Raw genomic sequence first — 22,623 nt, forward strand, 5'->3', positions numbered from 1 at the left:
AACGTCAACGTGTGCTTTGCTTCTGGCGTTCGGCGCGGCTTCAATTGGCGCGATGGGACACGTGCGCGTGTTCCCTGACTCCAATAATACGCAGACGCCCGCTTGCAGCTATGCGAAGTTCGTCGTTCGCGTTCCCGTCGAGAGAAACGTGCCGACGAATCGAATCGACCTAGCGATTCCGAAGGGCGTGGTCGTCTTTGCCGTCCAACCGAAGGCCGGCTGGCAGTTCACACTCCAGAAAACGCGAGGAATTATCACCGGCATCTCTTGGAGCGGGGGGCGTCTCATGCCCGAAGAGTTCGATGAGTTTGCCTTTATCGCGGCGACGCCGAAGACGCCTGGGCCAATCAGTTGGGACGCCAGCCAATACTATGAAAATGGCGAGATCGTTCGCTGGACCGGAGCGCCCAAGAGCGACACGCCCCATTCCGTCACAACCGTAGTGCCCGGGAAATGCTCCACGAGAAAGAAGGTGAAATGAAATTGGCGCATCCGGCCGCGGGAGCCGCCGCGCCTTCGCCCCCCCGCGATTTGCGCGCGCAGCGTGCCGCAGCCCCTATTCTGCTCGATTGGCTGGTGACGCTGGCAGCGGTCTGGATCATGACGGGCCTCTTCATCGATGCTCACCAGCACCTTTTCATGGCCGTAGAGTCATTTCTCAATCCGTGGCACATGACCATGTACACGGGTGCGGTCTTTGCCGCCGCGGTGTTGGGCGTGGCAATCGCCGCCAACTATCGCCATGCCGGCTCGTTTTGGAAGGCCGTCCCCCACGGCTACGCGCAGAGCGTGGTCGGTGTCGCGGCGCTGCTCGTCGGCGGCGCGCTGGACGCCGTCTGGCACTCGATCTTCGGTTTTGAGCACCAGCTCGATCTGCTGCTCAGCCCCCCCCACCTGTTCTTGCTCACCGGCCTCTTTTTCCTGATTACCGGCCCGGTCCGCAGTGCGCTCGCCCGTCCCGACCCATCGAATCTGCTCGAGCAACTGCCGATGCTCGTCGCGCTCGGGCTCGCCTTTGAGATCGCGCAGTTCCTGACGCAGTATGGCTTTTATCCCGAAGCCCTGATGCGTGACCACCCATTGTCGCAAACGGCCTATCACAGCGAACAGTTCATTCTATCCGTCTTCCTCTTTTACAGGCAAGCGCTGGAGATCTCAATTATAATTTGGCAGAGCGTGCTGCTTGCCGCGGCGGTCTTGTACCTATGCGTTCGCAAGCGGCTGCACTTCGGCGCGCTCATAATACTCTGCATCGTCGAAAAGCTTTGGATCGGCGGTGAGCTTTCGAGCGATTTCAAAGAGCTTCTGCTGGTCGTGCTTGCGTCGGCTGCAGCAGGGCTCGTGGGGGACATTGTCGTGGCGAAGTTACGACCCTCGTCGGAGCGTCCTAACGCGTTCCGGCTCCTGGGATTCGTCGTGCCGTCGACCTACTTTGCGGCGTATTTTGCCTTCGCGGTTCCCCTGTTTGGGGGAACGTGGTGGGATGCGAGCTTCGTCTTCGGGTCGATTGTCGAGGCGGGAATCGTCGGCCTCTGCGTCAGTCAGCTCATGCTCGCTGCGTCGCCAAATAACTCTGGTACCGCATGAAGTGCTATCGAATGAGTATCGGCACGACGCGCTCGTCGGTATCGCCGCGCGTGTTGCGCGCGATAATGTGAAGCGTGTAGGCACGACGGTATTGCGGGATAATGTCCAGGACGTCTTGTGAGAAAACGAAGTCTCCAAAACGGCGATGGTCGGCCGCGAAAGAGAACGACTCGGTGCGCACTTCGACACTCGCCACGTTGGTTGACGTCACGATTCGCCCCATCCATCGCCGGCCGGGTCGAATCGTCGTTTCGTTCATCCATACTGCTAGAATGTGCGGTGCCGCATCGGGTGGAAGCGCTTGCGGCGCCGGCCAGGGAGATGGCGCGTCGAGAACGCGATTTGCCGCGAGCATGCGCCCGGTGGTCTGCGAGCACGCGGGCGCAACGAGCACGGCGAGCATCGCTAGCAGGGATCGCGTGAAGTACGCGGGGTGCGTCTCATGCATCGCGTAGTCGCTTTCGACGCGGCATCGCATCCCGCTGCAAATATCTCATACGATTGGGCAATGACCGTTGCCTCGCTATGGCTCTCCGGCGGCATCATGATCGATGCGTGGTATCATTTTCACTCGACGGTAGAAACGTTTTTCGAGCCGGCGCATGCGCTGCTCTATTCCGGTTTGCTTACCAGCTACATCTTTACCGCCGTCGCAGTCGCCGCAGGTCGCCGGCAGGGACACCCCTGGAAGGCTGCGCTGCCGAGGGGGTACGGCATTACCGCCGCCGGCTTGATCGTATGCCTCGCCGGCGGTTTGGCCGATATGGCCAAACACGCGCTCTGGGGATTCGAGGAAGGGTTCAACGCTCTCTTGAGCCCGACGCATCTCCTGATCGGTGTCGGGATGCTCTTGATCATCGCCGGCCCGGTGCGCTCGGTGCTCGACCGGCCGAGTCCGCCTCGAACGTTGCTTGCGCAGCTGCCGCTGGTACTTTCCGCGGCATCGATGATGGAGCTGGTACACTGGGGAACGCAATTCGTCTTTTTAAGCGAGGCCGAAAAGATGAACGCGCCGATATCCCCAGTCAGCATACCACACGAGACCCTTACGTTGCTCACGCTGCAGTACGATAAGGAGGGAATCGGTTTGCTGGCGGTCATCGTGCAAAGCCTGCTAACCGCCGGTTTCTTTCTCTATCTTGCGCGGCGCGTGCGGCTTGCGCCGGGCGCGATGGTCGTGCTCTTCCTTGCCGGGAATGCCTTCGTCGCGGCAGCTCATTCAAATTATATCGGGCAGTTCGTCGCGGTGATCGTCGCCTCGGCGATCGCGGGGTTCGTCGCCGATGGTTTCGGATTGGATCCTGCCGATCAGCTAAGCTCCCGCTGGGCAATCGCGGCATTTATGGTTCCAGCAGTGTACTGGGCGGTGCTGCTCGCCGTGCTCGCACTCGCGATGGGCGGAATCTGGTGGACCCCGGACGTCATCTCCGGTTCCATTCTCTTCGCCGGTCTCGTCGGGCTTTTCGTGAATGCGTTGACCGGCCCGTTCGTCGCGCACCGATGAGCGTCATGGCGCTCCGGAGGGCCTGGTCGCGCTTGTTTTTGAAAGCACTATTCGCTTTTGCGTTGCTCTGGGCATTATCGCCGAGCGCGGCCGGAGCGCACGCCTACATCGTCGGCGCGCAGCCTCCGGCAGATAGCAGCTACCAGCAGCCGGCCGGGGCGATCGCGATATCCTTTGACGAGCCGGTCGAGCTGCTCGACTCAAATGCCATGCAAGTCTTTGACGGTCACGGAAAGCGTATCGACCGCCGCGACGCAGCCGTCGACCCGCAAGACGCAACGCGGGTAATCGTAAACCTGCCCCGGCGGCTCGACTCGGGTATCTACACGGTGCGCTGGCGCGTCATTTCAGCCGATACGCACGTCGTTCACGGCATCTATCGAATCGGCGTTGGCGTACCCGTGACGCAGGGTACTGTGCTGGAAGCCGCGTCGCCATTCGACCCATCCGCCGCGCCGGCGTCGGTACTGCGGTGGTTAAGCCTGATGGGCGCGCTGCTTGCAGGCGGAGCGATTTTCTTGCGGTGGTACTTGCTGGATCGGTTGGAACTTGCCTATCCCGGAGGCATCGCCACCGCTCGGCGCGGCGCGCTCGCAGGCGCACTCGTACTCTTGGCCGTCGCCATCCCAAGCCTGATCGTCCAGGCGTCCGCCGCCGGCGGTGCCTTTGGGCAGGATATCGGAGCGACGCTGCTGCGAACGATTTGGGGCGTCGCGTTCCTGGTCCGCCTAGTTGCCGCCGTCGTCGTGCTCTTCGTCGCACTTTTCGCCTGGAAGCCGCTCAGCCGGATTGCGATCGTTTCGATCGTTATCTTGCTGGCCACCTTCAGCGCATCGGGTCATGCATTAGCTCAATCGAGCCTTAGCGCTCGCGCAATCGCCATGCTGGTAGACTTTGCGCATCTTGCCGCCGCCGCGGCGTGGATTGGCGGCCTCTTTATAATTGCTGCGATATTGTTGCCCCTTTGGCGGGCCCGCGACGTCAGAACGACGGAACGGACCCAAGCCCTTTTTGTGGCTTTTACTCCACTCGCAATGGCGTGCGTCGCCATTATCGTCGTCAGCGGAGCGTATGCGTCGGTTATTCACCTTGGGCATATCGGCGATCTTGTAGGGTCCACCTACGGGCGCGTGCTTCTCATTAAAATTATCGTTGTGGCAGTTCTGTTGCTGCTAGGTTGGCGGCACTTTCGCATCGGGGCTGGAAGGAGCGCCGCGCCGGGTATCGCCACGCTGGGATACGAAACGCTCGCCGGCATCGTCGTTGCGCTGCTCACGGCGATCTTGGTCGGACAAATGCCGCCCGCGCACCTACCCGCATCGACCTCGTCGACCCCTTTGGAACTCGCCGGGGTTCTCTGCATCTTGGCGATCGTACGCTTCGCGTCGGCGAAAAAGGGCCGTACAATTGGGCCTTCAACCACGCCGGCAACTAGGTCTCTAGACCTCGCAATCATCGCGGGATCGGCCGCGCTTTTCTTAATCACGGTCGTGGTCGGTGGATACTCAGTAGAGTCGGCCTCGATGTGGCCGACGCTGCAGCTTAACGACATCGTGCTAGTCGACCGGCTAACCTATCGGCTGCGCTCCCCCCGGCACGACGACCTCGCGGTCTTCGTGCCGCCCGTGGAATCCGGCGGCAAGGACTTCGTAGAGCGTGTGGTCGGCGTTCCGGGCGACGAGATCGCAATCCGCGACGGGATCCTCTATCGAAACGGCAAGGCGCTTGACGAAGTGCCCGAGCAACAACCGGGTGCCTACGATTTAGCGATTCGGGACTACGAAATCTACATCGACGGTGACCCGCTCGACCCCCGCACGGCGGACGTACCGCCGAGGGCGCTCTGGCAGGCTCCGGACCGTATTCCAATGGGCTTCTATCTTTTGCTTGGGGACAACCGAAACTACTCGTACGACTCGCACATTTGGGGCTTCGCTCAGAGCGGCGGAGTGTTCGTGGCCGGACCACTGGCGACGCGAAACGTGCGCGCCGGCTTTGTGGGCATCTCTCGCGGCGTCATTTGGCCGCTGGGCAGACTGTAATTATGTTCCCGACGCGCACTTCTTTGAAGAAAAGGTGACCGGCGAAAGCGATGATACGAAAGGCATTCTTGAAAAGCGGGATGAGTGCGATGGCGGCGGCCGCGATCCTTCCAAGGACGCACCAGGCGCTCGCAAGCGAGGTAATTAGTTACACGCTGACGTCGGCGCCCTTGAAATTCTCGCCGTCGCCCGGACTTGCATTCGCCGGCTTGGCTTACAACGGGTCGATCCCCGGACCGGTATTACGAGCCGCCTACGGGCAGCGCGTGCGCATTCGCTACGTCAGTCGAGTCGCTATACCGACGAGCGTGCATTGGCACGGTATGATTCTTCCAAACGCCATGGACGGCGTTGCCTCAGTGACGCAGCCGCCAGTCCTCGAAAATGGCGAATTCCTGTACGAGTTTACCGCAGGTCCCCCCGGAACGCGCTGGTATCACGATCACGCCTTTCACATGGGGCTTTCACGCGGGCTTTTCGGTATGTTCGTCGTCGACGATCCCAGCGATGAGCCGGCTGACAGGGAGTTCGCGCTTGTTTTTCACGACGTTCCGCAGTGGAGCACGGTCGACGCCGCCGAGCGTGGTATCAGCGGCGTTCCAATGACGATGCTGCCGGGTTCACCGGAGGCGCTAGCAATGACGGCGATGCGTTCCTCTCATAAGATGGGAGATGAGGTGGCGTACGCGGCACACTGTATCGACGGCGCCACGTATCCGCGAACGCGCAGACTCGCCGTCAGGCTCGGCGACCGCGTTCGGCTGCGCATCCTCAATGCGAGTCCGACCGAGACACGCTACGTTAGCCTCGCCGGGCATCGCTTCACGGTTACCCACAGCGACGGGAATCGCCTTGAGTCACCGATTGCGGTCGACGCCCTGCGAATCGGCGTCGGCGAACGCTACGACGCCTACTTCGAAGTGAGAAAGCCCGGTGCGTTCTTGCTTCAGGGCCTCACGGGGGGGCCGGCCCCGCACCAACAGGCGGCACTCTTTTACACCGAAGGGATGGAAAACGCACAGCCGGCGGAGAGTCCGCAGACGCTAGTCGGCGTCGATTATTTCACCTACGAAAAGGCGGCGGGCGGGGCGGCCGCCCCGTCGGCCGAAACGCTTGGATCGTTGCGATACGAGTTCACGCTTGGGGGCGGCGCGTGGGGCAGCAATCGCTGGACGATCAACGGGGCGACATGGCCCGATACGCCAAAAATTCTCGTACGACGCGGCGACCGCGTCTCGGTGCACTTCAAAAATACCACCGATATGGAGCATCCGATGCACCTGCACGGCCATGCGTTCGAGCTCGTCGAGGTAGGTGGAACGTGGCTTGCACGGCCGCTTTCGAAAGATGTCTCCATCGTACCGGCTAATGGGGGGACGACGACGTGGCGATTCACCGCAAACTCGCTGTCCGGACGCTGGCTGCTGCACTGCCATAACGAGATACATGCGATGGACGGGATGATGACCGAGGTGAGATATGAATCCTGAGCGGCCTGCCGGTTATCGCCGCCTCCTCATCGGCGCTATCGTCTTGGGAGCTCTGATCCTTATCGCATTCGTCTTTTATATCTCGATCGGCTCGGACTAAAAGCGCGCACTCCTCGAGCGTCCTAGACTCCCAGCATTGATGCCTCTGCCGCGCTGCGATAGGCATTGAGAACGTCCCGTCGCGTGACGACCCCCATGAAGGCTCCGCTCTTTGGATCGACGACGGGCAGCAGAGGCGTCCGAGGGTCGGCCATCGAGATTGCGGCCTTCTCTAAGCTGTCCGTGGAGGAGAGGGTCACCGTCGGCGGGCGGCCGAGCTCGTCGATTCTAAGCTCGCCGTCCGACCCTTGAGCGAGGCTCACCGCAATTTCGGAGACCGCGACCAAACCAACGAAACGGCCCTTCGCGACGAGGGGAATGGCTAGCTCGTCGGTATCCCGAAGCCGCGCCGCGACCTCGCGTACCGTTTCGCCGCTTTGCGCGATCACGGGAGCCTGGCGCTCGACGGCGCTCACGCGAACGCGCGAAAAGAATCCAGGATTACGAGCGCGCATCCAATCGATCCCCTGACGAATAAGCTTCATCTCATAAATGGTGTGCCCGAGCAGTCTCCGGCCGAGCAGCGTTGCGATCACCGTGCTGACCATCAGCGGCAAAATGATCGTGTAGTCGCTCGACATCTCGAAGACGATCATGATCGACGTGATGGGTGCCTCCGCTGCGGCCGCAAAAACTGCCGCCATTGCGACGAGGCCGTAGGCGGCGGCGCTGGCAGTCCAGCTCGGAAACGCCGCATGAGCAAGAGTTCCGAACGCGTCGCCGAGCATCGCGCCGGTAAACAGCGAGGGCGCGAAGATCCCGCCGCTGCCGCCGGCCCCCAGCGTCAGCGACGTTGCAACCGGTTTCAGCGCCGCAAGCGCGAGCGCGTGCAGCGCTGGAACGTGTTGCGATAGGACCGCGTCGACGCTGTCGTAGCCTACGCCGAAGACCTGCGGATACCGAATGCCGATGATGCCCACGATGCCGAAACCGGCGGCCGCCTTTACCCAGCTTGTAATGCGCCACGCGTCGAAGCGGTCTTCGACGTAATAGAGCAGTTTTACAAAGCCAGCCGCCCAGAGGGCGGCAACGATGCCGAGTAAGGCGTAAAGCGCGAGCTCGGCCGGCGAGACGAGATAGAACGCCGATGCGGTGAAGGAGGGATGATTGCCAAAAAACGAGCGTCCGATGACTGCAGCGACCACGCTCGCGACGACGATCGACGCAAACGAACGAGGTTCGAACCGGCCGAGAATAACTTCCGATGCGAAAAAGACGCCGCCGATTGGCGCGTTGAACGTCGCGGAGATGCCGCTTGCCGCGCCGCACGCGACGAGCGTCCGGACAATGGGCGACGGAGCGCGGCAGATTTGGCCGAGGACGGAGCCGATGGCCGAGCCGATCTGTACGATCGGCCCTTCGCGCCCGCAGCTCCCGCCGAAGCCGATACACGTGGCCGAAGCCAAGCTTTTCACCGCGATGACGCGCGGCCGTATTATGCCGGCCCGCAATGCCACCGCGGCCATGACCTCGGGAACGCCGTGGCCTTTCGCTTCCTTTGCAAACCGCCAGACGATGAAGCTCGTAATGATTCCGCCGGCGATGAGAACCGGCACGACGTTTGCGCGTCCCAGAAATGACAGGGCCGGCGCGATGACACCCATCGCCAGGCGGGACTCGCCGAAGATGAGGTACCGGAAGCCGACAGCACCGAGACCACCACCCAGCCCGACGACGACTGCAGCGAGCAGCAAGAATGTGCTCTGGGATAGCGACAAGCGCCCAAACTCGAAGCGGTAGCCGCGTGTGGTTTCGACGTATCGAGCCGTTGGCAGCTGCAGCTCGATGGGCCCGAGATTAACGGTCATTGCGGTTACTTCCCCAAGGCGCCCCACGTTGCTTTATGTGATATCAAAATTAAAGTTAGCACCGGTGAAAGCCGAAAACACGGGGTAAAAACCTTTGACGATGTTGAACTTCGGTCCCGACATTTGGATTTGCGATGGACCCATCGTGCGTGTTATGGGCATTCCATTACCTACACGAATGGTCGTCGTTAAACTCGGCGACGGTTCGCTGTGGGTCAACTCTCCGGTCGCAATCTCCGAAAACGAACTGGCGCGGCTTACCGAAATCGGACCGGTGAGGTATCTCGTGGCGCCGACGCCCCTTCACGTCTGGCGGCTGCAGTCGTGGGCAACGCTTTTTCCGTCGGCGCAGCTGTGGGGGCCGCGTAGCGCTCCGCCGTCAGATTGGGCCGACGACTTGGACCAAGTCGTCTTCCGGGGAAACCTCTTCTTAGAGGAGGTTGAGTTCTTTCATTTCAAATCGCGCACGCTAATATTCGCCGACTTCATCCAGAACTATCCTCCCGATCGAAGCCGGCCATTAACCCTGCGGGTACAACGGCTCGCGGGTGTCTCTGGAGTCGGCGTGCCGATCGACGTGCGGCTTTCATTCGTCAACCGGGAACTCGCGCGATCGTCGGTTGCCAAAATGCTTTCTTGGGACTTCGAACAGCTCGTCGTCGCACACGGCGATCCGGTGGAGTTTGAGGCGAAGACGCAGGTTCGGCGCGCGTTTGCGTTTCTGGGTTCTTGAGCCGACCGCGTCCTTGCGCTAGCCGCCCACCAGGATCATCAGTCCGACGACCATTGCCGTGGTAACGACCTTGAGGGACAGCGATTTTTGCTCGGCGCGCGAAAGAGCGAGCCGCGCCGCGAATCTGTCCGCGATCGTTTGCGGCGGATCGTGGTGCTCCTCCAAATCCGAAATGAAGGCGACGGTCTCTTCGGCCTCGCGAACGCGGTTTGCGCATTCCAAGCAGGCCCGCACGTGACGCTCGACGGCGGCTCTCTCTTGGTCGTCAAGAGAACCCAATACGTAAAGCTCGGCGAGTTCGCCGATGTGAGCGCTCACGTTGTGACCCTCGCTTTAAGGGCCTTGCCTAAACGTCGCAGGCCGAGCGAGATTCGGCTCTTCGCCGTTCCCAGGGGAAGCCCGAGGTCGGCGGCGATTTCGGCGTGGGTCTTCCCAAGAAAATAGGAAAGTATCAGCGGCGCCCGCTGTTCCTCCGGCAGACTCTTGAATGCATCGTACAGTCGCCGGTTCTCGACGTAGTCTTCGACGGAAATCTCTCGATCGGCAAATGGCGCCCCTTGCACGTTCTGGGCGAGTTTGGTGAGCCGTGCGCTCGCGCGCCGCTGCGAAATGGCCTGGTTGCGAACGCAGGCGACGAGAAAGCTTCGAAGCGCCCCCCGCTGGGCATCGTACGTAACCCGCTTCGCCCAAACACGGATCAGCGCATCGTGCACGCAGTCCTGCGCGTCGTCGGAATTCCGCAGCACGTTGTATGCGACGGAGAAGAGAAGCGAATGGTAACGGGCGTAGGTGCCGTCGAGCGCCCAGGCCTCGCGGCGAGCGAAGGCATCTTCTAGGCTCCGGTCCAGGGCTGCGTCCCGCAACCCTTCCGGCGAAGAAGCCCGGCTTGGGTCGAAGGCTCCCGTGCTCATCACGTGCGTGATACGCTCGACGGGACAGTTTGGATTAGGGATTGGAGGCCGACCTTGATCCGCTAGAGCCTGGCGGGCGTGCGAGTCTCGCCAGCGCCCCCGGCGCCCCTGGAACGGCTGATTGAAAAGAGGCGACATGCGATCGGCGATCCTCCACGGGACTTCTCCGACGAGCGCGCGCCTTTCCCTGTATTGCCGGCACCCCGATCAATACGAAAACTGTTGGAGCTGATTGGGAGTGGGACCATTGACCCACCCAAGCCTCAGGGCGGGATCGACGGCGATCTTCGGCAGCGGCAGCGACGAGCCGGCAAACGCGAAGCCCCCGAGACTCTCGGTGAGATCGCCCTTCTCGTTGTAAACGTAGATGCTGCTGCCCCCGCTCGTGCTGGAAATGGGTTGCGCGACGAGAAAGAGCCGGTTCTCCGCATCGCTGGTCACGGCCGTGCCGCTGTTGAGTTGACTCCCCGGCCCGGTGTCGGGAAGCTGCACGGAAAATCCGGTCTTCTTTGCGAGGTCGTAGAATTCGACTTGGGCGTTGAGTTCCGTCGTCGTACACGCAAGCCGGGTTTTCGAATCTACCGCAAGACCGTTGACGGCCCCGGCCCCATACGGCCCGTTATCGACGCCGGAAAAAACGGTGATCTTTTTGTTCTTCAAATTGACCAGAGTATTGATCGGTGCGCCGCTGCCGGACTGACCCGCTAAGACCGCTTCATCGGCAGACGTATCTTCAGCTATTGCTTCGCCGGTGTACTTAAGATGAATAGCGTTTAAGAACTCGTTCGTAGCGCTATCCCAGACGTAAAGCCAGGGCACGTCTTTCGAGAACGCGCTGCGAAAGACCACCGATACCTGCGTGCTGGTGGCCTGATTCGCCGCCTGCTGATAAAGCACGGAATCCTGCACGCGGGGCGGGTTCCAGCGCCCGGTTATCTTCTTGCCCTTCACGGGATTCAGGAGAAAGAATTTGTCGTTGCGCGAAATGTTGTTAAGGCGCACGCGTTGCTCGTCCACGAAGCCGACGTCATCTCCGACGATTCCGAAGGTCTCGAAATCCTCGTTTGGAGATGAGTTCAGCGTTTTAACGATCTTCGTAATTTTGCCCGACTTGAGGTCGAACGTCTCGATCGCGGATTTGAGCTTACTTCCTTGAGCTCGGGCCTCCGACAGGAGGCCGTCCGTTCCGTGTTGGTCGATGTCGAACCCTAAGATTTGACCGCCGTAGGCAGACGACAGCACCTTCCCGAGGCCGCCCGTGTGACCGGCGGGGTTGCCGCGCAGCGTCGGGGGGAGCGCCCCGTTCGAAGAGTCGATCGCGCTTTGCGAACTGCAGCTCGCGACGAGCACTGCGAGAACTGGGATGACGAAAAGACGACTGCCTGCACGCATCGGTTTATCCTTATCGGCTCCTCGCGGCGACCATTCGAGCCGCAGGTGCCCATCGTACGCTCCCCGAGCGTCGTTGGATTACCGAAAGGAGCTTACTACCCGGTCAACCTGGTGAACGGGCCTCCAGCCGCCGTGATCCATACCCCAAAAGCAGAGCGCTTTGACGACGGGTTCGAGCGTCCGTCTTGCGGCAAAAAGCATTATACCTCAGACTAGAGCCGTTGGAGGGACGATGGTACTTCGAGCATTGCTTCTAGCCTTTGGGGTTGCGGCGGTAGGAGCGCTGATGCCGGCGTCGGCGCAGAGCTTCCGCGTCGCTCATCCGCAGCTCGGCGTGATTATCTCCGACCAGAATGGGAAAACGGTCGGCGAAGTCGCCGAGATCCTCAACGCCGTTGCAGCCCGCCAGCAAGTGGCGTTCACGTTCGTGCCGCTTGCGGGCACCACCGCGCAGACGCTCGAGAGCGGTGCTGCCGACGCCGTCGCTCCGTTCCTGGCCACGCCCGAAGCCTCGGAGCGCTACGATTTCACGGCAACGCTGATGACAACCGGCGGCGGCCTATTCGTCCGAGCCGGCGCCACGGCCCCGAGCGATCTCCGAATGCTCGCCGGTAAAACCGTTGTGACGCCGAGCTTCGGCCCGTTCGTAAGTTACATCCACAAGAACTTTCCGGACGTGAACGTCGTCACGGCAGCGAGCTACGAGGAAAGCCTCGACCGCGTGCTCGCAGGTCAAGCCGACGCTGCCGCACTGAACGTTGCGGAGGGCGCATCGGTCGTCGCTCGAGCGTACGCCGGAAAGGTCGCCGAACCCACGGCGGCGTTCATGGAAGAATCGCTTGTTCTCGCGGTGTTAAAAGGGCATCAGCCGGAACTCGTCCGGCGAGTCGACGCCGGGCTGGCTGCGATCCGCGCCGACGGCACGCTGCAACGCATCGAAGATAAATGGGCACGCTCGCCGCGCTCCTAGCCGGCCTCCGCAGCGCTTTAAGACGAAAAAAACTTTGAAGGTCACCAAGCCCCCAGATTGGCTTCAGACTTTCTTCACCCGCCCTGGGTATTCTCGCTCCAATTCTTGCGTGATGCTTGCCCAAGGCTTACGGAGGAAAAGCTATGTCGCGTCAAGCCGCAATCGTAATGGTCTCATTGCTCCTCGCCGCTTGCCAAGGAATGAGCTCGCTGCCGGGATCGGAGGCGGCGAGGCCCGCTCTGCCGGGTGACCGCCCGGCGGCGGAGCCGCCCAATCCCGTCTGCGGCTACCTCGAGTTCTTTCCGCCGCTTCACCCGTCGGGCGGATCGCAGCGCGTACCACACATCGTTGGCAGTCGCGAACTCTCGGGCAGCTTTCAGTACGCGGCCTTCCACTGGAGGGCCCGAGTGAAATCGCTCACGGAAAGCTGTCCGCCCGACACCGACTACCTGCCCGTGCCCAACGGCTATACCGCCGATTGGTTCGGCGTCTGGTCGTTGGTTTGTCGCAGCGGTTGCGGCGGCCTTACCTTCGAACCCGCGCAGCTGTCCGGTGCGATCGAGTCGAGTACCTGGATCGAGGGCACGAACTACTTCCTCTACGTCTACACCGGCGAGACGAAGCAGTTTCTCGAATCGTATGCGATTGGACCGGTCACGACGGATAAGCGTGGTAAGCCGGTACTCAACTTCGCCTCCCCGTTCGAGAATCGGTTCGTCTACCCGGCAAACGACGACGTCGGACTCGAGATCGTGCATCCGACTCCCGTAACCCACGGGCCCGCACTCTAGCGCTCGCGCAGCAGTTCCGCCGCGATCGCTTGGGGCAGCGCCCGCACCGTGCTCTCGAGCGATGCCATCTTTTCCGCAACCGACGCCAGCGATTCGCGCAGAGCGGCGATCGAATCGTCGCGATGCATCGAGAGGCCGTCCAACGCGGAGCCGACGCTCTGCGCGAGCGCGCTGAGTGCTTGTACTTCGTCCGGCGCGTAGGCTTCTCCAGCGGCGCGCTCGCCTAAGAGCAATACGCCCAGCAGTCGCCCGCGAGCCAGCATCGGAAGTGCAAGCGCTCCCGGCAGCGCGGTGGAGTAATGGTGCGGGTCGAGTGGCTGACGCCACGCTTTTAACGCCAGGATCGCCCCGTCGTTCTCGCTTACCGCAGCGGGCACGCCGTTTCCGTAGGAACGCGCTGCAGTATAGGCTCCCGCACCGTCGAGGAGGATGGCTCCAGTGCGCGCATCGGTATGCCGTTGCACCGTTTCGATCGCCCGATCGACGAGGTCACCCGAATCGGTAACATAGGCCGCCTCTCGCGAAAAATCGAGCAGCGCTCGCTCGTCCTCGCGCCGCTTCCAGAAAAACAGCGTTTCGATAAACGTGTCGACGCGCTTGTGGATGTAGTCTAACGACAGGCCGAGGGCGAGCGCCAATGCGCCGTTAGCAATCAATCCCGTCGTATGGCTCACGTTCGCGACAGCTGAGCCCAGCAGCCACTCGAGAAGCACGAACGCCGCGACCACGATCAGCGACACTGTCGCCACAACCAGCGTGCGGCTGACGACGAACTCCAAATCGAGTACGCGACGCTTGAGCAACGCGAAGGTCACCGCACCGGCGCCGAGCAGAAGCATGCCGTTCGAAACGGCACTGAGCAGCATGTACACGACCCATGATGCCGCAAACTGTTCGAGGATCGTCGCCAGCGCCGATGCGGTGAGCGCGAGGGGAAGCGGCAGGAGCAGCCACGCGGCTCGTGCGCGTTCGGCCTACGGCGTCGTGGCCGTCGCGACGGCGGCGCAGATCGTCGCCATGACGAATATCGCGACGCCCAGCACCTGCCAGAGCATTCCGTTGACGAAGGCCAGCGGGTCGACCGAGAGATTGAGCAGACCGACCGTTGCCGCGACGTATCCGGCGAGCGTAAGTGCCGCCGCAGCGATCGCCGCTGCCTCGATGCCGGCTCGCCATCGCGATCGCACGCCGAACGTCGCGGCGAGCGCCACGGGGAGCAGCGCTTGCGCGCATACGACGACGCCCAAGAACGCATACTTCAATGCGCTCAGCGTACCGTTGGGCACGGCCGATGCCAGCGGCCCGATCGTCTCGGCGCAAATCGCGAGCAGCGTCAGACAGAGGTAGCGGCCCTCGCGCGTCTGCCAGCGGCGCAGCGCGATGAGGAAAGCGCAGGCCAGTGCGAGCAGATACGCGAGCATCGCGAGGACGGTATTCGGTACTTTAATCGCGACGTCGCCCTCATAGACCGTGCTCGCGCGAACCTGCACGGTGAACGTTTTGCCGGCCCGGTGAACGCGGACCGTCGCGGGTTTCAACGTCATCGGCTGAAAGACGATGCTGGTGCGGTCGTAGAGGCCGTGCTCGCGCAGATCGACGCGATCGCCGTCGCGGATTCCGGCCTGCGCCGCGGCACCGCCGGCGACAACCTGCGTGGCTTGTCCGACAAACGGCCGGCCGGTCAGCGCCACGACGTCGTCCCAATAGCCGAACCACGGCGTTCCGCCGAGACCAAAGTTGTCGATGACCGAGCAGAGAAACACGATCGAGACGAGCGCGCAGGTCGCGAGCAAACCCCACTTCCAACGCTCGCCGCTCATGGGTTGAGCTACTCCGGCGGGCGGCGTCCTACCTGGAGGCCGCTTTAGGGTCTCGGCGGCCGATGCCGGTTTGAGGGGCTCGTGATGTGTGCGGAGTTATTCCACGGCGACCACGAGTCTCTCGGGCCGTGATGATGCCGCGGAACGAACGAGTGCTTGTTCGCGCGAACGCGTTTGCGCAGGATCTGCGCCTGCCCCGGCAACGCCCAGGCCGTGATCGTGCCGTCGGCCGCGCTCACGTACGCCATGCCGTTTGCGATAACCGTGCCGACGTTCCCCCAGCTCGATAGCGGCTCGGTCCACAGCAGGGTTCCCGATGTTGCGCTGAACGCGTATTCGGTGTCGCCGGTATAGTTGCCGACGTACACGACGCCGTTAGCGATCGAGATGGGCGAACGCGGCGTCTGGTCTCCGCCGGCGCCATCGGGGCCGAAGCTCGCGGCCCAGGCCGGAGTCGGATTCAGCGTGCAGTTGCTCTGCAAGCTAAACGCGGCGAGACCCGGTTGGTACGGTCCGTCGGTCGAAGGCATTCCGACGTAGACGTACCGCGTGGCCGGATCGTACGCCGGGACGCCGACGAAGCTGGCGTTGTCGGTCGGAACCGACATCGCGAGGTACTGAACCGGCCCCGAGCTGATCGTCGACTCGTCGTAAAGTTCGAACATCCCCGATTTGTTGATCGCCGCGACGAGCGTCGGACAGCCGGGCGGCTGGAAAATCAGCGGCGTCGCGCCGAAATCGAAGTCGTCGTCTCCGACGACGCTCGGGATGTTCGTCGGATAGTTATTCGCCAAGACGGTGCCAAGCGTGGGTGAGAGGGCCAGCACCTGCTCGGCATACGTCGCGCTCTGCGACCCGCCGGTGCTGGTGTCGGCATTGCCGGTCGCGATGAACACGTCGTTGTTTGAGGGATCGATCGATCCGCCGCCGGGGCCCCATATTCCGCCGCCGCTCGCGCCCTGCGTCGCATTTCCGCTCATCGTAAAGAACGTGCCGGCGATGACGGGGCCCGTCGTATTGATCGCAACGATGCGGCCATACCACGGCGAGATGTCGCAGGTGGAACCGCTAACCCCGTACAGTATCCCGTTCGCCGGGTTGTAGGTCAGCCCGCCGTGCATGAAGTTGTGGTCCGGCGTATAGTCCGCCACCGTCAACGGCCAGCCGCCCGCCTCTTTCCCGGTCGCCAAGTCGACTGCGTGCACTTGATTCTGCCCGTCGGTAAAATAGAGAAGGTTCTTGCCGCGATCGATCGCGGGCGTCTCGCCGACGCCGAACTGCGACGATGATTTTCCGCACTTATAGTTCGACGAAGGAACCGGATTGGACCAGACCGTCGCCCCGGTGCTTGCGTTGATCGCGTACATCGTCGATCCGTACTGCGAGCCGGCGTAGATGATATTCGTCGCCTGCCCGCCGACGTTGACGCCGTAGGCGTATACCGGCTCGTGAACCATCGTCGAGCCGACGTTGTAGACCCAGACTTGCTGCAGCGATCCGACGTTATTCGGCGAGATCATCGTCTCGTTTGGATTGTAGCCCGTGCGCTGCAGGTCGAAGCCGAATGAATCCCAGTCGGTAGCCGCTGCCGGCGTCGCCGTCGGGCTCGGTGAAGGCGAGGGCGTCGCTCCCTGGCCGCTCGTCCCGGCGATGTAGTGGTTTTGAACCTGCGCTGCCGTCAACGCTTTTCCGGCGTATACCGCGACTTCATCGAGCGTTCCATTGAACGCCGGATCGCTGTGCCCGGCGTCGTTGCCGATCGAAAATCCGTACTGCGGCGAGTAGTTCTTGAAGGTGCCCGAGAGCGTTGCGGTTGCGTTTTGCACGCCGTTGATGTAGAGGCGCCCGGTCGTCCCGTCATAGGTTCCGGCGACGTAGTAACTCGTGTTGGGCGAAAGATGAATCGTCGAGCCGACTTCCAAGACGCCGGCGGTTGTGTAAAACTGCGCGAGAATCTGTCCGCTTGCCCTGAAGAACAGTCCGTAGGGCGCGTACAAGGAATCGCTCCCGTACCCGACGGCGAATGTGTACGTCGCCGGCGTCTTGGGAAAGGAGAGCCAGGCCTCGAGTGAGACCGCCGAAGCGGGCTGCAGCTTCGCGGTCGCCGGAACGGAGACCGTGCCGGCCGCGGAGGCAGTGCCCGGGAAGCTCATCGCCGCATCGGCATACGCGGCGAGCAGGCCGGCGGCGCCGGTGTTCACCGACGAACCGACCGAACCTTTGAGTCCGTTTCCGCTCGCATCGGCAGCGGTCGTTCCGGTATCGTCGAGGTGGTAGTACGCCGTCGGTCCGTCGCCCAGAACGACGGTCGGGTAGTTGCCGTTGCCCGTCGGCACCGGCGTCGGCGTCGGCGCCGGCGTTGCCGTTGGGGCCGGAGTCGGACTCGGCGTCGGCGACGCACCGGTCGCGCCCGCAGTGTAATGATTGGCGACCTGCGCTGCGGTCAGCGTCTGGTTTGCGTAGATGGCCACCTCGTCGAGCGTACCCGCGAAGGCCGGGTCGGCGAACGCCGCGTCGTCGCCGATCGCAAAGCCGAAGTTCTTGACGTACCCGGTCAGCGTGCCCGATTTGTTGGCGTCCGCCGCCAGAACGCCGTTGACGTAAATACTCCCGGTCGTTCCGTTGTACGTGCTCACGACGTGGTACGTCGTGTTGGCGGCCAGCGCCGGCCCCACGACCTCGAGAACGCCGCCGGTCGTATTGAATTGGGCGACGATCGTTCCGCCCGACCGGAAGAAGAGGTCGAAGGGTGCGTCGCCGCGATCGCTTCCGTACGCGACGGCCACGGTGTAGATCTTCGGCACCTTGGTAAAACTCAGCCACGTTTCGAGTGAGGCGTTCGTCGCCGGCTCCATGGCTTTGATCTCCGGAAAACTGACGATGCCCGCGGCCGTCGCGGTGCCGGGGAGCGCCATCGCGTTGTCGCTTCCCGCGATCAGCCCGGTCGCACTCTCCTGCACGGAAGCCCCTACCGCTCCCGCGTAGCCGTTGCCGCTGGTATCGGCAGCGACAGCGCCGGTATCGTCGAGTCGATAATAGCCCGTGGGCTTGTCGCCCAGAATCACCGTCGCGTAATTCTGCGAGGCATCGTTCTGGTGAACGTGTCCCCGGCGAGCGGCGGCCATTGGCGGCAGCGAGCTGTTGTGCCCGCTGCACGCAACCACGATGGACAGCAGCACGAGCGACAGAAAGGCAAAAACGTACGCACGTTTACCGGCGTCCAACATGCGACAAACGTAGCTCAGGCACCGCTCAGGTTCCAGAGCAATGCGACCCACAACCTGGGACTTTTGTCGGCTTGACTCCGGAGTCGGGTACGGAGTTTAAGATGTCCCCGTGGAGGATGCGAGAGATCCCGTCGGGAGGAATGCCGCTTCGGCAACGGGCGGGGCTATCGGAATCGGAGGCGCAGCAACCGCCGCGGCCGTTTCTGCGTGTTGCGCAGGGCCGGCCTTAGGGCCGCTTGTCGTCTCGCTTTTCGGTGCAGGCGGCGCGGTTGCAATTGAAGGCCTCCGGCCGTACACCGTGGCTTTGCTTACGCTTTCGGGAGCCGCAATTGGTCTATCGTTCTGGCTTCAAGGACGAGCGAGGCGATGCTCGGTCGAGCGCTCTTCAACCGTCCTAGGAACAACTACGCGAATATTTCTATGGGCGTCATGTGCCATCTGGCTGGCAGCTCTTGTCGCCGTCGTATGGGCTCGTTTGGCATGAGCACTGTTAAGCGAAGTGTATTTCTTCTTGGCACGTCAGCGCTGCTTGCAGCCTGCTCAAGTCGCGCGAAAAGCGACCCCTTAAAGATCGCTGAGCTCAACTCGTCCGACGAACCGTTTCGCGCGGCCTTCAACCGCCGGCGCGATGCCGTCCGCGTCGTTGAGCTCGTGAGCCCAACGTGCCCCTTCTGCCTCGAAGGTGTATCGAAGGTCCAGCAGGAGCTCTTCACTCGCGAACGGAGTCCGAATCTTGTTGGATTCGCGATTTGGGTTCCAATGCTCGGAGGCAAGGCGATTAACGTACCCGAGGCCGCTGCCCTCGCGCCGGACTCGCGCGTGACGCACTACTGGGACGGCAGCAACGATCTCGGTGCGACGTACGAGCGAATTCTGCCGGTAGCTAGCGGGCCAGCATGGGACGTCTATATGCTCTTTCCACCGGGTATCGCATGGACTGGGATGGATCCGCCAAAGCCCTCGTTCTGGATGCACCAACTGGCGATCACGAACGCGCCTCATTTGGATGCCGCCGTTTTCGCGGACCACGCTCGGCAAATGCTCGCAACCACCGTGCACTTCAGTCGGTGACATGCTCGTTGAGCTATTGACTTTTAAGGGCTGCCCGAACGCTCAGGCTGCGGGCGAGCTTGCGCGACGTGCGATCGATTTAGAGGCGGTCGCTGCCACGCTGGATTTCATCGAGGTGGACAGCCCCGAAGTAGCGCAGCGTTTGCAATTCCTCGGCTCGCCATCCCTGCGCATTGACGGCGAAGACGTAGAGCCATCTGCGAGTCAGCGCACTGCGTACGGGCTCATGTGCCGTACCTACAGCGACGGCGCGCGAGTGGTTGGAACACCCTCCATTGGGATGATTCGCGAAGCCATTCGTCGCCGCGCTGTGGTCAGTGCGGACATGCTCCGCAACGGGCACGTCGCCGGCGTAGTTTTTGGGCTTCCCATCCTTGCACTCATTGCGGGCGGCTTGCCGGCCGCGGATCACTGGCGAGCCGCGATCTGGGTAGTCGCTTTAGCGACGATGGGGCTTGGGTGTATTACGAACGCGCACCGCTGTGGGCGAGTGCACTGCTATTTAACCGGCCCATTTTTCCTCATAATGGCGGTCATTGCATTCTCATACGCCGTCGGCGTTCTGCCGCTTGGCACCGACGGCTGGAACGTGCTTGGCGTAGCGCTTCTCGTGGGCTTCCCGGCATTATACTTCCTCCCCGAGTTTTTCGTCGGACGGTATCGGGGAGTCAGCCGTCGGCGAGAAGCACCTCGATAAGAGGGCAGCCGGCGTGGGGTTGCCTTCGCCGGCACTCCGAAACCGTATGAAGCAGGGCCGTTTCGAGACGCTGAAGGTCGGCGAGCTTGGCCCTGACGGCCGCCAGCCGTTCCGTCGCAAGCTTTTCCGCCTCCTTGCAGTCGGCTGCCGATAAGCGAAGCAGCGCTGCGATCTCGTCTAAGGTGAAACCGAGCGTTCGGCCGTGCCGGATGAATCGTAAATGGAGCGCGTCGCCGTCGTCATATGAGCGAAAGCCGTGACCTGGACGCCCTGGCGTTCGCAGCAGCCCGATACGCTGGTAGTACCGGACGGTCTCTGTCTTTATTCCGGCGCTCTTCGCGAGTTGTGAGATGGTCATGATGCTGTTGTTCGAATGCTCCCGGTGGCCATGCATCTTCGGCGCTAGTGGACGCAACGACTCTTCATCCTTGCGGCAGCCCGCCGGGGCTTGCCGGGTGCTCGCAGCGCCGCGTTATCAGCGTAATCGCTCCAGCAGCGTGTGCAGCTCGCCGTGCTTCGAGCCAAACTCCTCGATCACGCCGGCCTGAACCTCGGACCAAAGCGGGTATGCCTTTTCCAGAAGCCGTGCACCCTTTGCCGTCAGCTTCAGTTCTCGCCGGCGAGCGTCTTGGGTTACAGTCTTCTGCACGACATACCCCGACTCGATGAGCGGGCGCAGGTTGCGAGTGGCCGTTGAGAGATCCATATCGAGGAAATCCGCCAGCTGTGTGATGCTCGGATCCGCCGGATACTCCGAGATGAACGAAAGAATCGAAAACTGTCCGGTCCGCAGCCCGGCGGGGGCCAAAGCGTGATCGTATCGCTGAGTAAGCCGTCTCGTCGCGGCGCGTAGCCGGAAGCAGGTGCAGCTGCGTGGGTCGAGTTCCATATCATTGAGTATACAAATATCTAAAGAGGCGGCACAAGGACCGAGCTCGCCGGCCGTCGCTCCGAACGGATCCAACGTCGGGGTCCGCTATTGACTTGACAGATTGTATATGCAATATTGTGAGCCTATGGATGCGCTAGCCGCGGAGAATTCTGCTGTGCCGCTCACAGTATCGGGGAGGCTCATATGTCGGTAGCCGCCATTTTTCTCACCCAGCTGCTGTTCGGGTATTTGGTGTGGACGCTCGTCGTCGTTACGTACGTCCTTCCTTGGCTGAGATCGCTCGGTCGATTGGAGGCTCAGCGCGCGATCGCGGCGCTGAACGCATTCCGGTTTTTTGGACTGGTATTTATTCTGCCCGGCGTCATCGGTCCAAATCTTCCGGCGCAGTTTGCGGTTCCGGCCGCGTACGCGGACCTCGCGACGTCGATTCTCGCAATTCTGGCGCTCGCGCTTTTCCCGATAAAGCCGCTGTTCTGGGGATTCGTCGTCGCCTTCAACGTGGTTGGCGCGACGGACCTCATCATCGATACCGTTAATGCGGTGCACTTTGGCGTGCCGGCGGTTGCCGGGCAGTTGGGAGCAGCCTACGCGATCCCAGTTATCTACGTACCGCTGTTGATGATCTCGCACGTCGTGGCGTTCTATCTGCTCTTTTCACCTTCGGCCAGGAGTGCGCGCGCGGCGGCAGCGTAGTCACTCGCGTTCGTACAACTCGACGTACTGAATCCACGCGGCCGCATCGGGGCTCTCGCCCGCAGCGGCATCCTCGAGGCGCCGCGAGCGCAGCGTTAGGATGGTGCCGCCGCGTCGCCAGGTATGCGTCCGAACCGCGCTCCAGCGGTCGGAGGCGAATCGCCGGCTGAGTTCCCGGTCGGCAGCGGCGAGTTGCGCACGGCTCATTTTCTCCGGCGAAATGCCGACGTTAATGGTCCCGATGCGCGTCGGATGAATGGTTGACGTCGTGATGTAGTAGTAGCGGCATCGGCGAAACACGGTCGCCGTTCCCGCAACGCGATAGTCGAAAATCGCGGCGCCCCCGAACTGCGCGCCGCTGAACAGCTTCGATTTGGATCCGCGCTGCACCGCCAGCGTCGAGGCAGCGAGCATCGACGCGATGGTCATCCCGGGCGCCGCCACGAGCGTTCCCTGCGACGGCAGCTTGGCGATCGCCTCGGCGGCCGAGTCGCGCGCGGTCGCGCCCGTCGCGGCGTCGGGCCCGAAAAAGCCGTCCTTGATGGCCGCCGGCAGCGCGACGGCCATGCCGCCCGCCATGAGCAGCCATATCGGCCAGACGATCCACCCCGGCCGCGCGATCAGCGGTGCGAAGGCTCGAACGTCCAGGCTCTTTCCGATCGCTTCGAGTCCCGCCAGCACCGCGCGCACCATCAGCGGAATCAACGAGAAGCCGAAGGCCACGAAAAGCGAGAAGAAGACGATCTTTGCCGGGGTTTGGTATTGCAGCGGATCCTTTACGGCCCCCGATGCGATCAGGACGTCGCCCGCGACGATCGCCAGCATCATGATGGCGAAGATGCCGCCGGAGATCATAACCAGCGTCGGAAGCCGCGGCATGGCCTGTCTAGCGAGTG

Annotated in this window: 22 protein-coding genes; 10 read left to right on the forward strand and 12 right to left on the reverse strand. The window is 62.3% G+C overall.

All coding sequences use genetic code 11. The features are described 5' to 3' along the window. The first annotated feature begins 52 nt into the window (after window positions 1-52). Window positions 53-481 carry a DUF1775 domain-containing protein gene (locus VGG51_04305; protein ID HEY1882246.1) on the forward strand — a complete coding sequence of 143 codons (429 nt, stop codon included), beginning with the start codon at window positions 53-55 and terminating at the stop codon, window positions 479-481. After that, window positions 478-1,587, forward strand: coding sequence for a hypothetical protein (locus VGG51_04310; protein HEY1882247.1), 1,110 nt, complete (start codon window positions 478-480; stop codon window positions 1,585-1,587). The genes VGG51_04305 and VGG51_04310 overlap by 4 nt, the downstream gene beginning before the upstream one ends. A 4-nt stretch (window positions 1,588-1,591) precedes the next feature. On the opposite strand, the gene VGG51_04315 is transcribed toward VGG51_04310, so the two are convergent. Further along, window positions 1,592-2,035 carry a hypothetical protein gene (locus VGG51_04315; GenBank protein ID HEY1882248.1) on the reverse strand — a complete coding sequence of 148 codons (444 nt, stop codon included), beginning with the start codon at window positions 2,033-2,035 and terminating at the stop codon, window positions 1,592-1,594. On the opposite strand from VGG51_04315, the gene VGG51_04320 reads away from it, so the two are divergent. Genes VGG51_04320 through VGG51_04330 form a run of 3 tightly spaced genes read left to right on the forward strand, consistent with a single transcriptional unit; the run spans window position 2,030 to window position 6,623 of the window. Beyond that, window positions 2,030-3,091: a hypothetical protein gene (locus tag VGG51_04320; GenBank protein ID HEY1882249.1), complete on the forward strand. Its 1,062-nt coding sequence runs from the start codon at window positions 2,030-2,032 to the stop codon at window positions 3,089-3,091. The genes VGG51_04315 and VGG51_04320 overlap by 6 nt on opposite strands. A gap of 38 nt (window positions 3,092-3,129) precedes the next feature. Next, window positions 3,130-5,133: a signal peptidase I gene (gene lepB / locus VGG51_04325; GenBank protein ID HEY1882250.1), complete on the forward strand. Its 2,004-nt coding sequence runs from the start codon at window positions 3,130-3,132 to the stop codon at window positions 5,131-5,133. 50 nt (window positions 5,134-5,183) lie between these two features. Further along, the gene (locus tag VGG51_04330; protein ID HEY1882251.1) at window positions 5,184-6,623 is read left to right on the forward strand and encodes a multicopper oxidase family protein; all 1,440 of its coding nucleotides are present in this window, start codon (window positions 5,184-5,186) and stop codon (window positions 6,621-6,623) included. Between the two features lie 122 nt (window positions 6,624-6,745). Here VGG51_04330 and VGG51_04335 read toward each other — a convergent pair whose 3' ends face one another. Then, window positions 6,746-8,530 (reverse strand): chloride channel protein, encoded by a 1,785-nt coding sequence (locus tag VGG51_04335; GenBank protein ID HEY1882252.1) that lies wholly within the window; start codon window positions 8,528-8,530, stop codon window positions 6,746-6,748. 154 nt (window positions 8,531-8,684) lie between these two features. Between VGG51_04335 and VGG51_04340 the strand changes: the two genes are divergently transcribed. Next, window positions 8,685-9,263: a DUF4336 domain-containing protein gene (locus VGG51_04340; protein ID HEY1882253.1), complete on the forward strand. Its 579-nt coding sequence runs from the start codon at window positions 8,685-8,687 to the stop codon at window positions 9,261-9,263. Window positions 9,264-9,281: 18 nt separating this feature from the next. Here the strand turns inward: VGG51_04340 and VGG51_04345 are convergent, their stop codons facing one another. The 3 genes from VGG51_04345 to VGG51_04355 form a co-directional block, all read right to left on the reverse strand. Next, complete coding sequence (locus tag VGG51_04345) at window positions 9,282-9,581, reverse strand: zf-HC2 domain-containing protein (protein HEY1882254.1); 300 nt, start codon at window positions 9,579-9,581, stop codon at window positions 9,282-9,284. Then, window positions 9,578-10,174 carry an RNA polymerase sigma factor gene (locus VGG51_04350; protein HEY1882255.1) on the reverse strand — a complete coding sequence of 199 codons (597 nt, stop codon included), beginning with the start codon at window positions 10,172-10,174 and terminating at the stop codon, window positions 9,578-9,580. Before VGG51_04350 ends, VGG51_04345 begins: the two co-directional genes overlap by 4 nt. Window positions 10,175-10,381: 207 nt before the next feature. After that, window positions 10,382-11,566 (reverse strand): hypothetical protein, encoded by a 1,185-nt coding sequence (locus VGG51_04355; protein HEY1882256.1) that lies wholly within the window; start codon window positions 11,564-11,566, stop codon window positions 10,382-10,384. A gap of 232 nt (window positions 11,567-11,798) precedes the next feature. Between VGG51_04355 and VGG51_04360 the strand changes: the two genes are divergently transcribed. Continuing rightward, window positions 11,799-12,536, forward strand: coding sequence for a transporter substrate-binding domain-containing protein (locus VGG51_04360; protein HEY1882257.1), 738 nt, complete (start codon window positions 11,799-11,801; stop codon window positions 12,534-12,536). A gap of 143 nt (window positions 12,537-12,679) precedes the next feature. Then, complete coding sequence (locus tag VGG51_04365) at window positions 12,680-13,327, forward strand: hypothetical protein (protein ID HEY1882258.1); 648 nt, start codon at window positions 12,680-12,682, stop codon at window positions 13,325-13,327. Here the strand turns inward: VGG51_04365 and VGG51_04370 are convergent. From VGG51_04370 to VGG51_04380, 3 genes are all read right to left on the reverse strand, one after another. Next, a complete protein-coding gene (locus VGG51_04370; GenBank protein HEY1882259.1) occupies window positions 13,324-14,193 on the reverse strand; it encodes a GAF domain-containing protein in 870 nt (289 codons plus the stop codon). The genes VGG51_04365 and VGG51_04370 overlap by 4 nt on opposite strands. 108 nt (window positions 14,194-14,301) lie before the next feature. After that, window positions 14,302-15,147: a hypothetical protein gene (locus VGG51_04375; GenBank protein HEY1882260.1), complete on the reverse strand. Its 846-nt coding sequence runs from the start codon at window positions 15,145-15,147 to the stop codon at window positions 14,302-14,304. A gap of 44 nt (window positions 15,148-15,191) precedes the next feature. Further along, on the reverse strand, window positions 15,192-18,374 hold the full coding sequence (locus VGG51_04380) for a LamG-like jellyroll fold domain-containing protein (GenBank protein HEY1882261.1): 3,183 nt from the start codon (window positions 18,372-18,374) through the stop codon (window positions 15,192-15,194). A gap of 651 nt (window positions 18,375-19,025) precedes the next feature. Between VGG51_04380 and VGG51_04385 the strand changes: the two genes are divergently transcribed. Beyond that, on the forward strand, window positions 19,026-19,445 hold the full coding sequence (locus VGG51_04385) for a hypothetical protein (GenBank protein HEY1882262.1): 420 nt from the start codon (window positions 19,026-19,028) through the stop codon (window positions 19,443-19,445). A 79-nt stretch (window positions 19,446-19,524) separates the two neighbouring features. Here the strand turns inward: VGG51_04385 and VGG51_04390 are convergent, their stop codons facing one another. From VGG51_04390 to VGG51_04400, 3 genes are all read right to left on the reverse strand, one after another. Then, complete coding sequence (locus tag VGG51_04390; GenBank protein HEY1882263.1) at window positions 19,525-19,857, reverse strand: hypothetical protein; 333 nt, start codon at window positions 19,855-19,857, stop codon at window positions 19,525-19,527. 256 nt (window positions 19,858-20,113) lie between these two features. Further along, entirely contained in the window at window positions 20,114-20,500 is a 387-nt protein-coding gene (locus VGG51_04395; GenBank protein HEY1882264.1) for a MerR family DNA-binding protein, read from the reverse strand. A 117-nt stretch (window positions 20,501-20,617) separates the two neighbouring features. Then, entirely contained in the window at window positions 20,618-20,950 is a 333-nt protein-coding gene (locus VGG51_04400; GenBank protein ID HEY1882265.1) for a MarR family winged helix-turn-helix transcriptional regulator, read from the reverse strand. Between the two features lie 267 nt (window positions 20,951-21,217). On the opposite strand from VGG51_04400, the gene VGG51_04405 reads away from it, so the two are divergent. Then, window positions 21,218-21,727, forward strand: a complete 510-nt coding sequence (locus VGG51_04405; protein HEY1882266.1) for a hypothetical protein — start codon at window positions 21,218-21,220, stop codon at window positions 21,725-21,727. On the opposite strand, the gene VGG51_04410 is transcribed toward VGG51_04405, so the two are convergent. Continuing rightward, window positions 21,728-22,606: a hypothetical protein gene (locus VGG51_04410; protein ID HEY1882267.1), complete on the reverse strand. Its 879-nt coding sequence runs from the start codon at window positions 22,604-22,606 to the stop codon at window positions 21,728-21,730. Window positions 22,607-22,623: the final 17 nt, after the last annotated feature.

The sequence above is a fragment of the Candidatus Cybelea sp. genome, assembly GCA_036489315.1.
Classification (GTDB): domain Bacteria; phylum Vulcanimicrobiota; class Vulcanimicrobiia; order Vulcanimicrobiales; family Vulcanimicrobiaceae; genus Cybelea.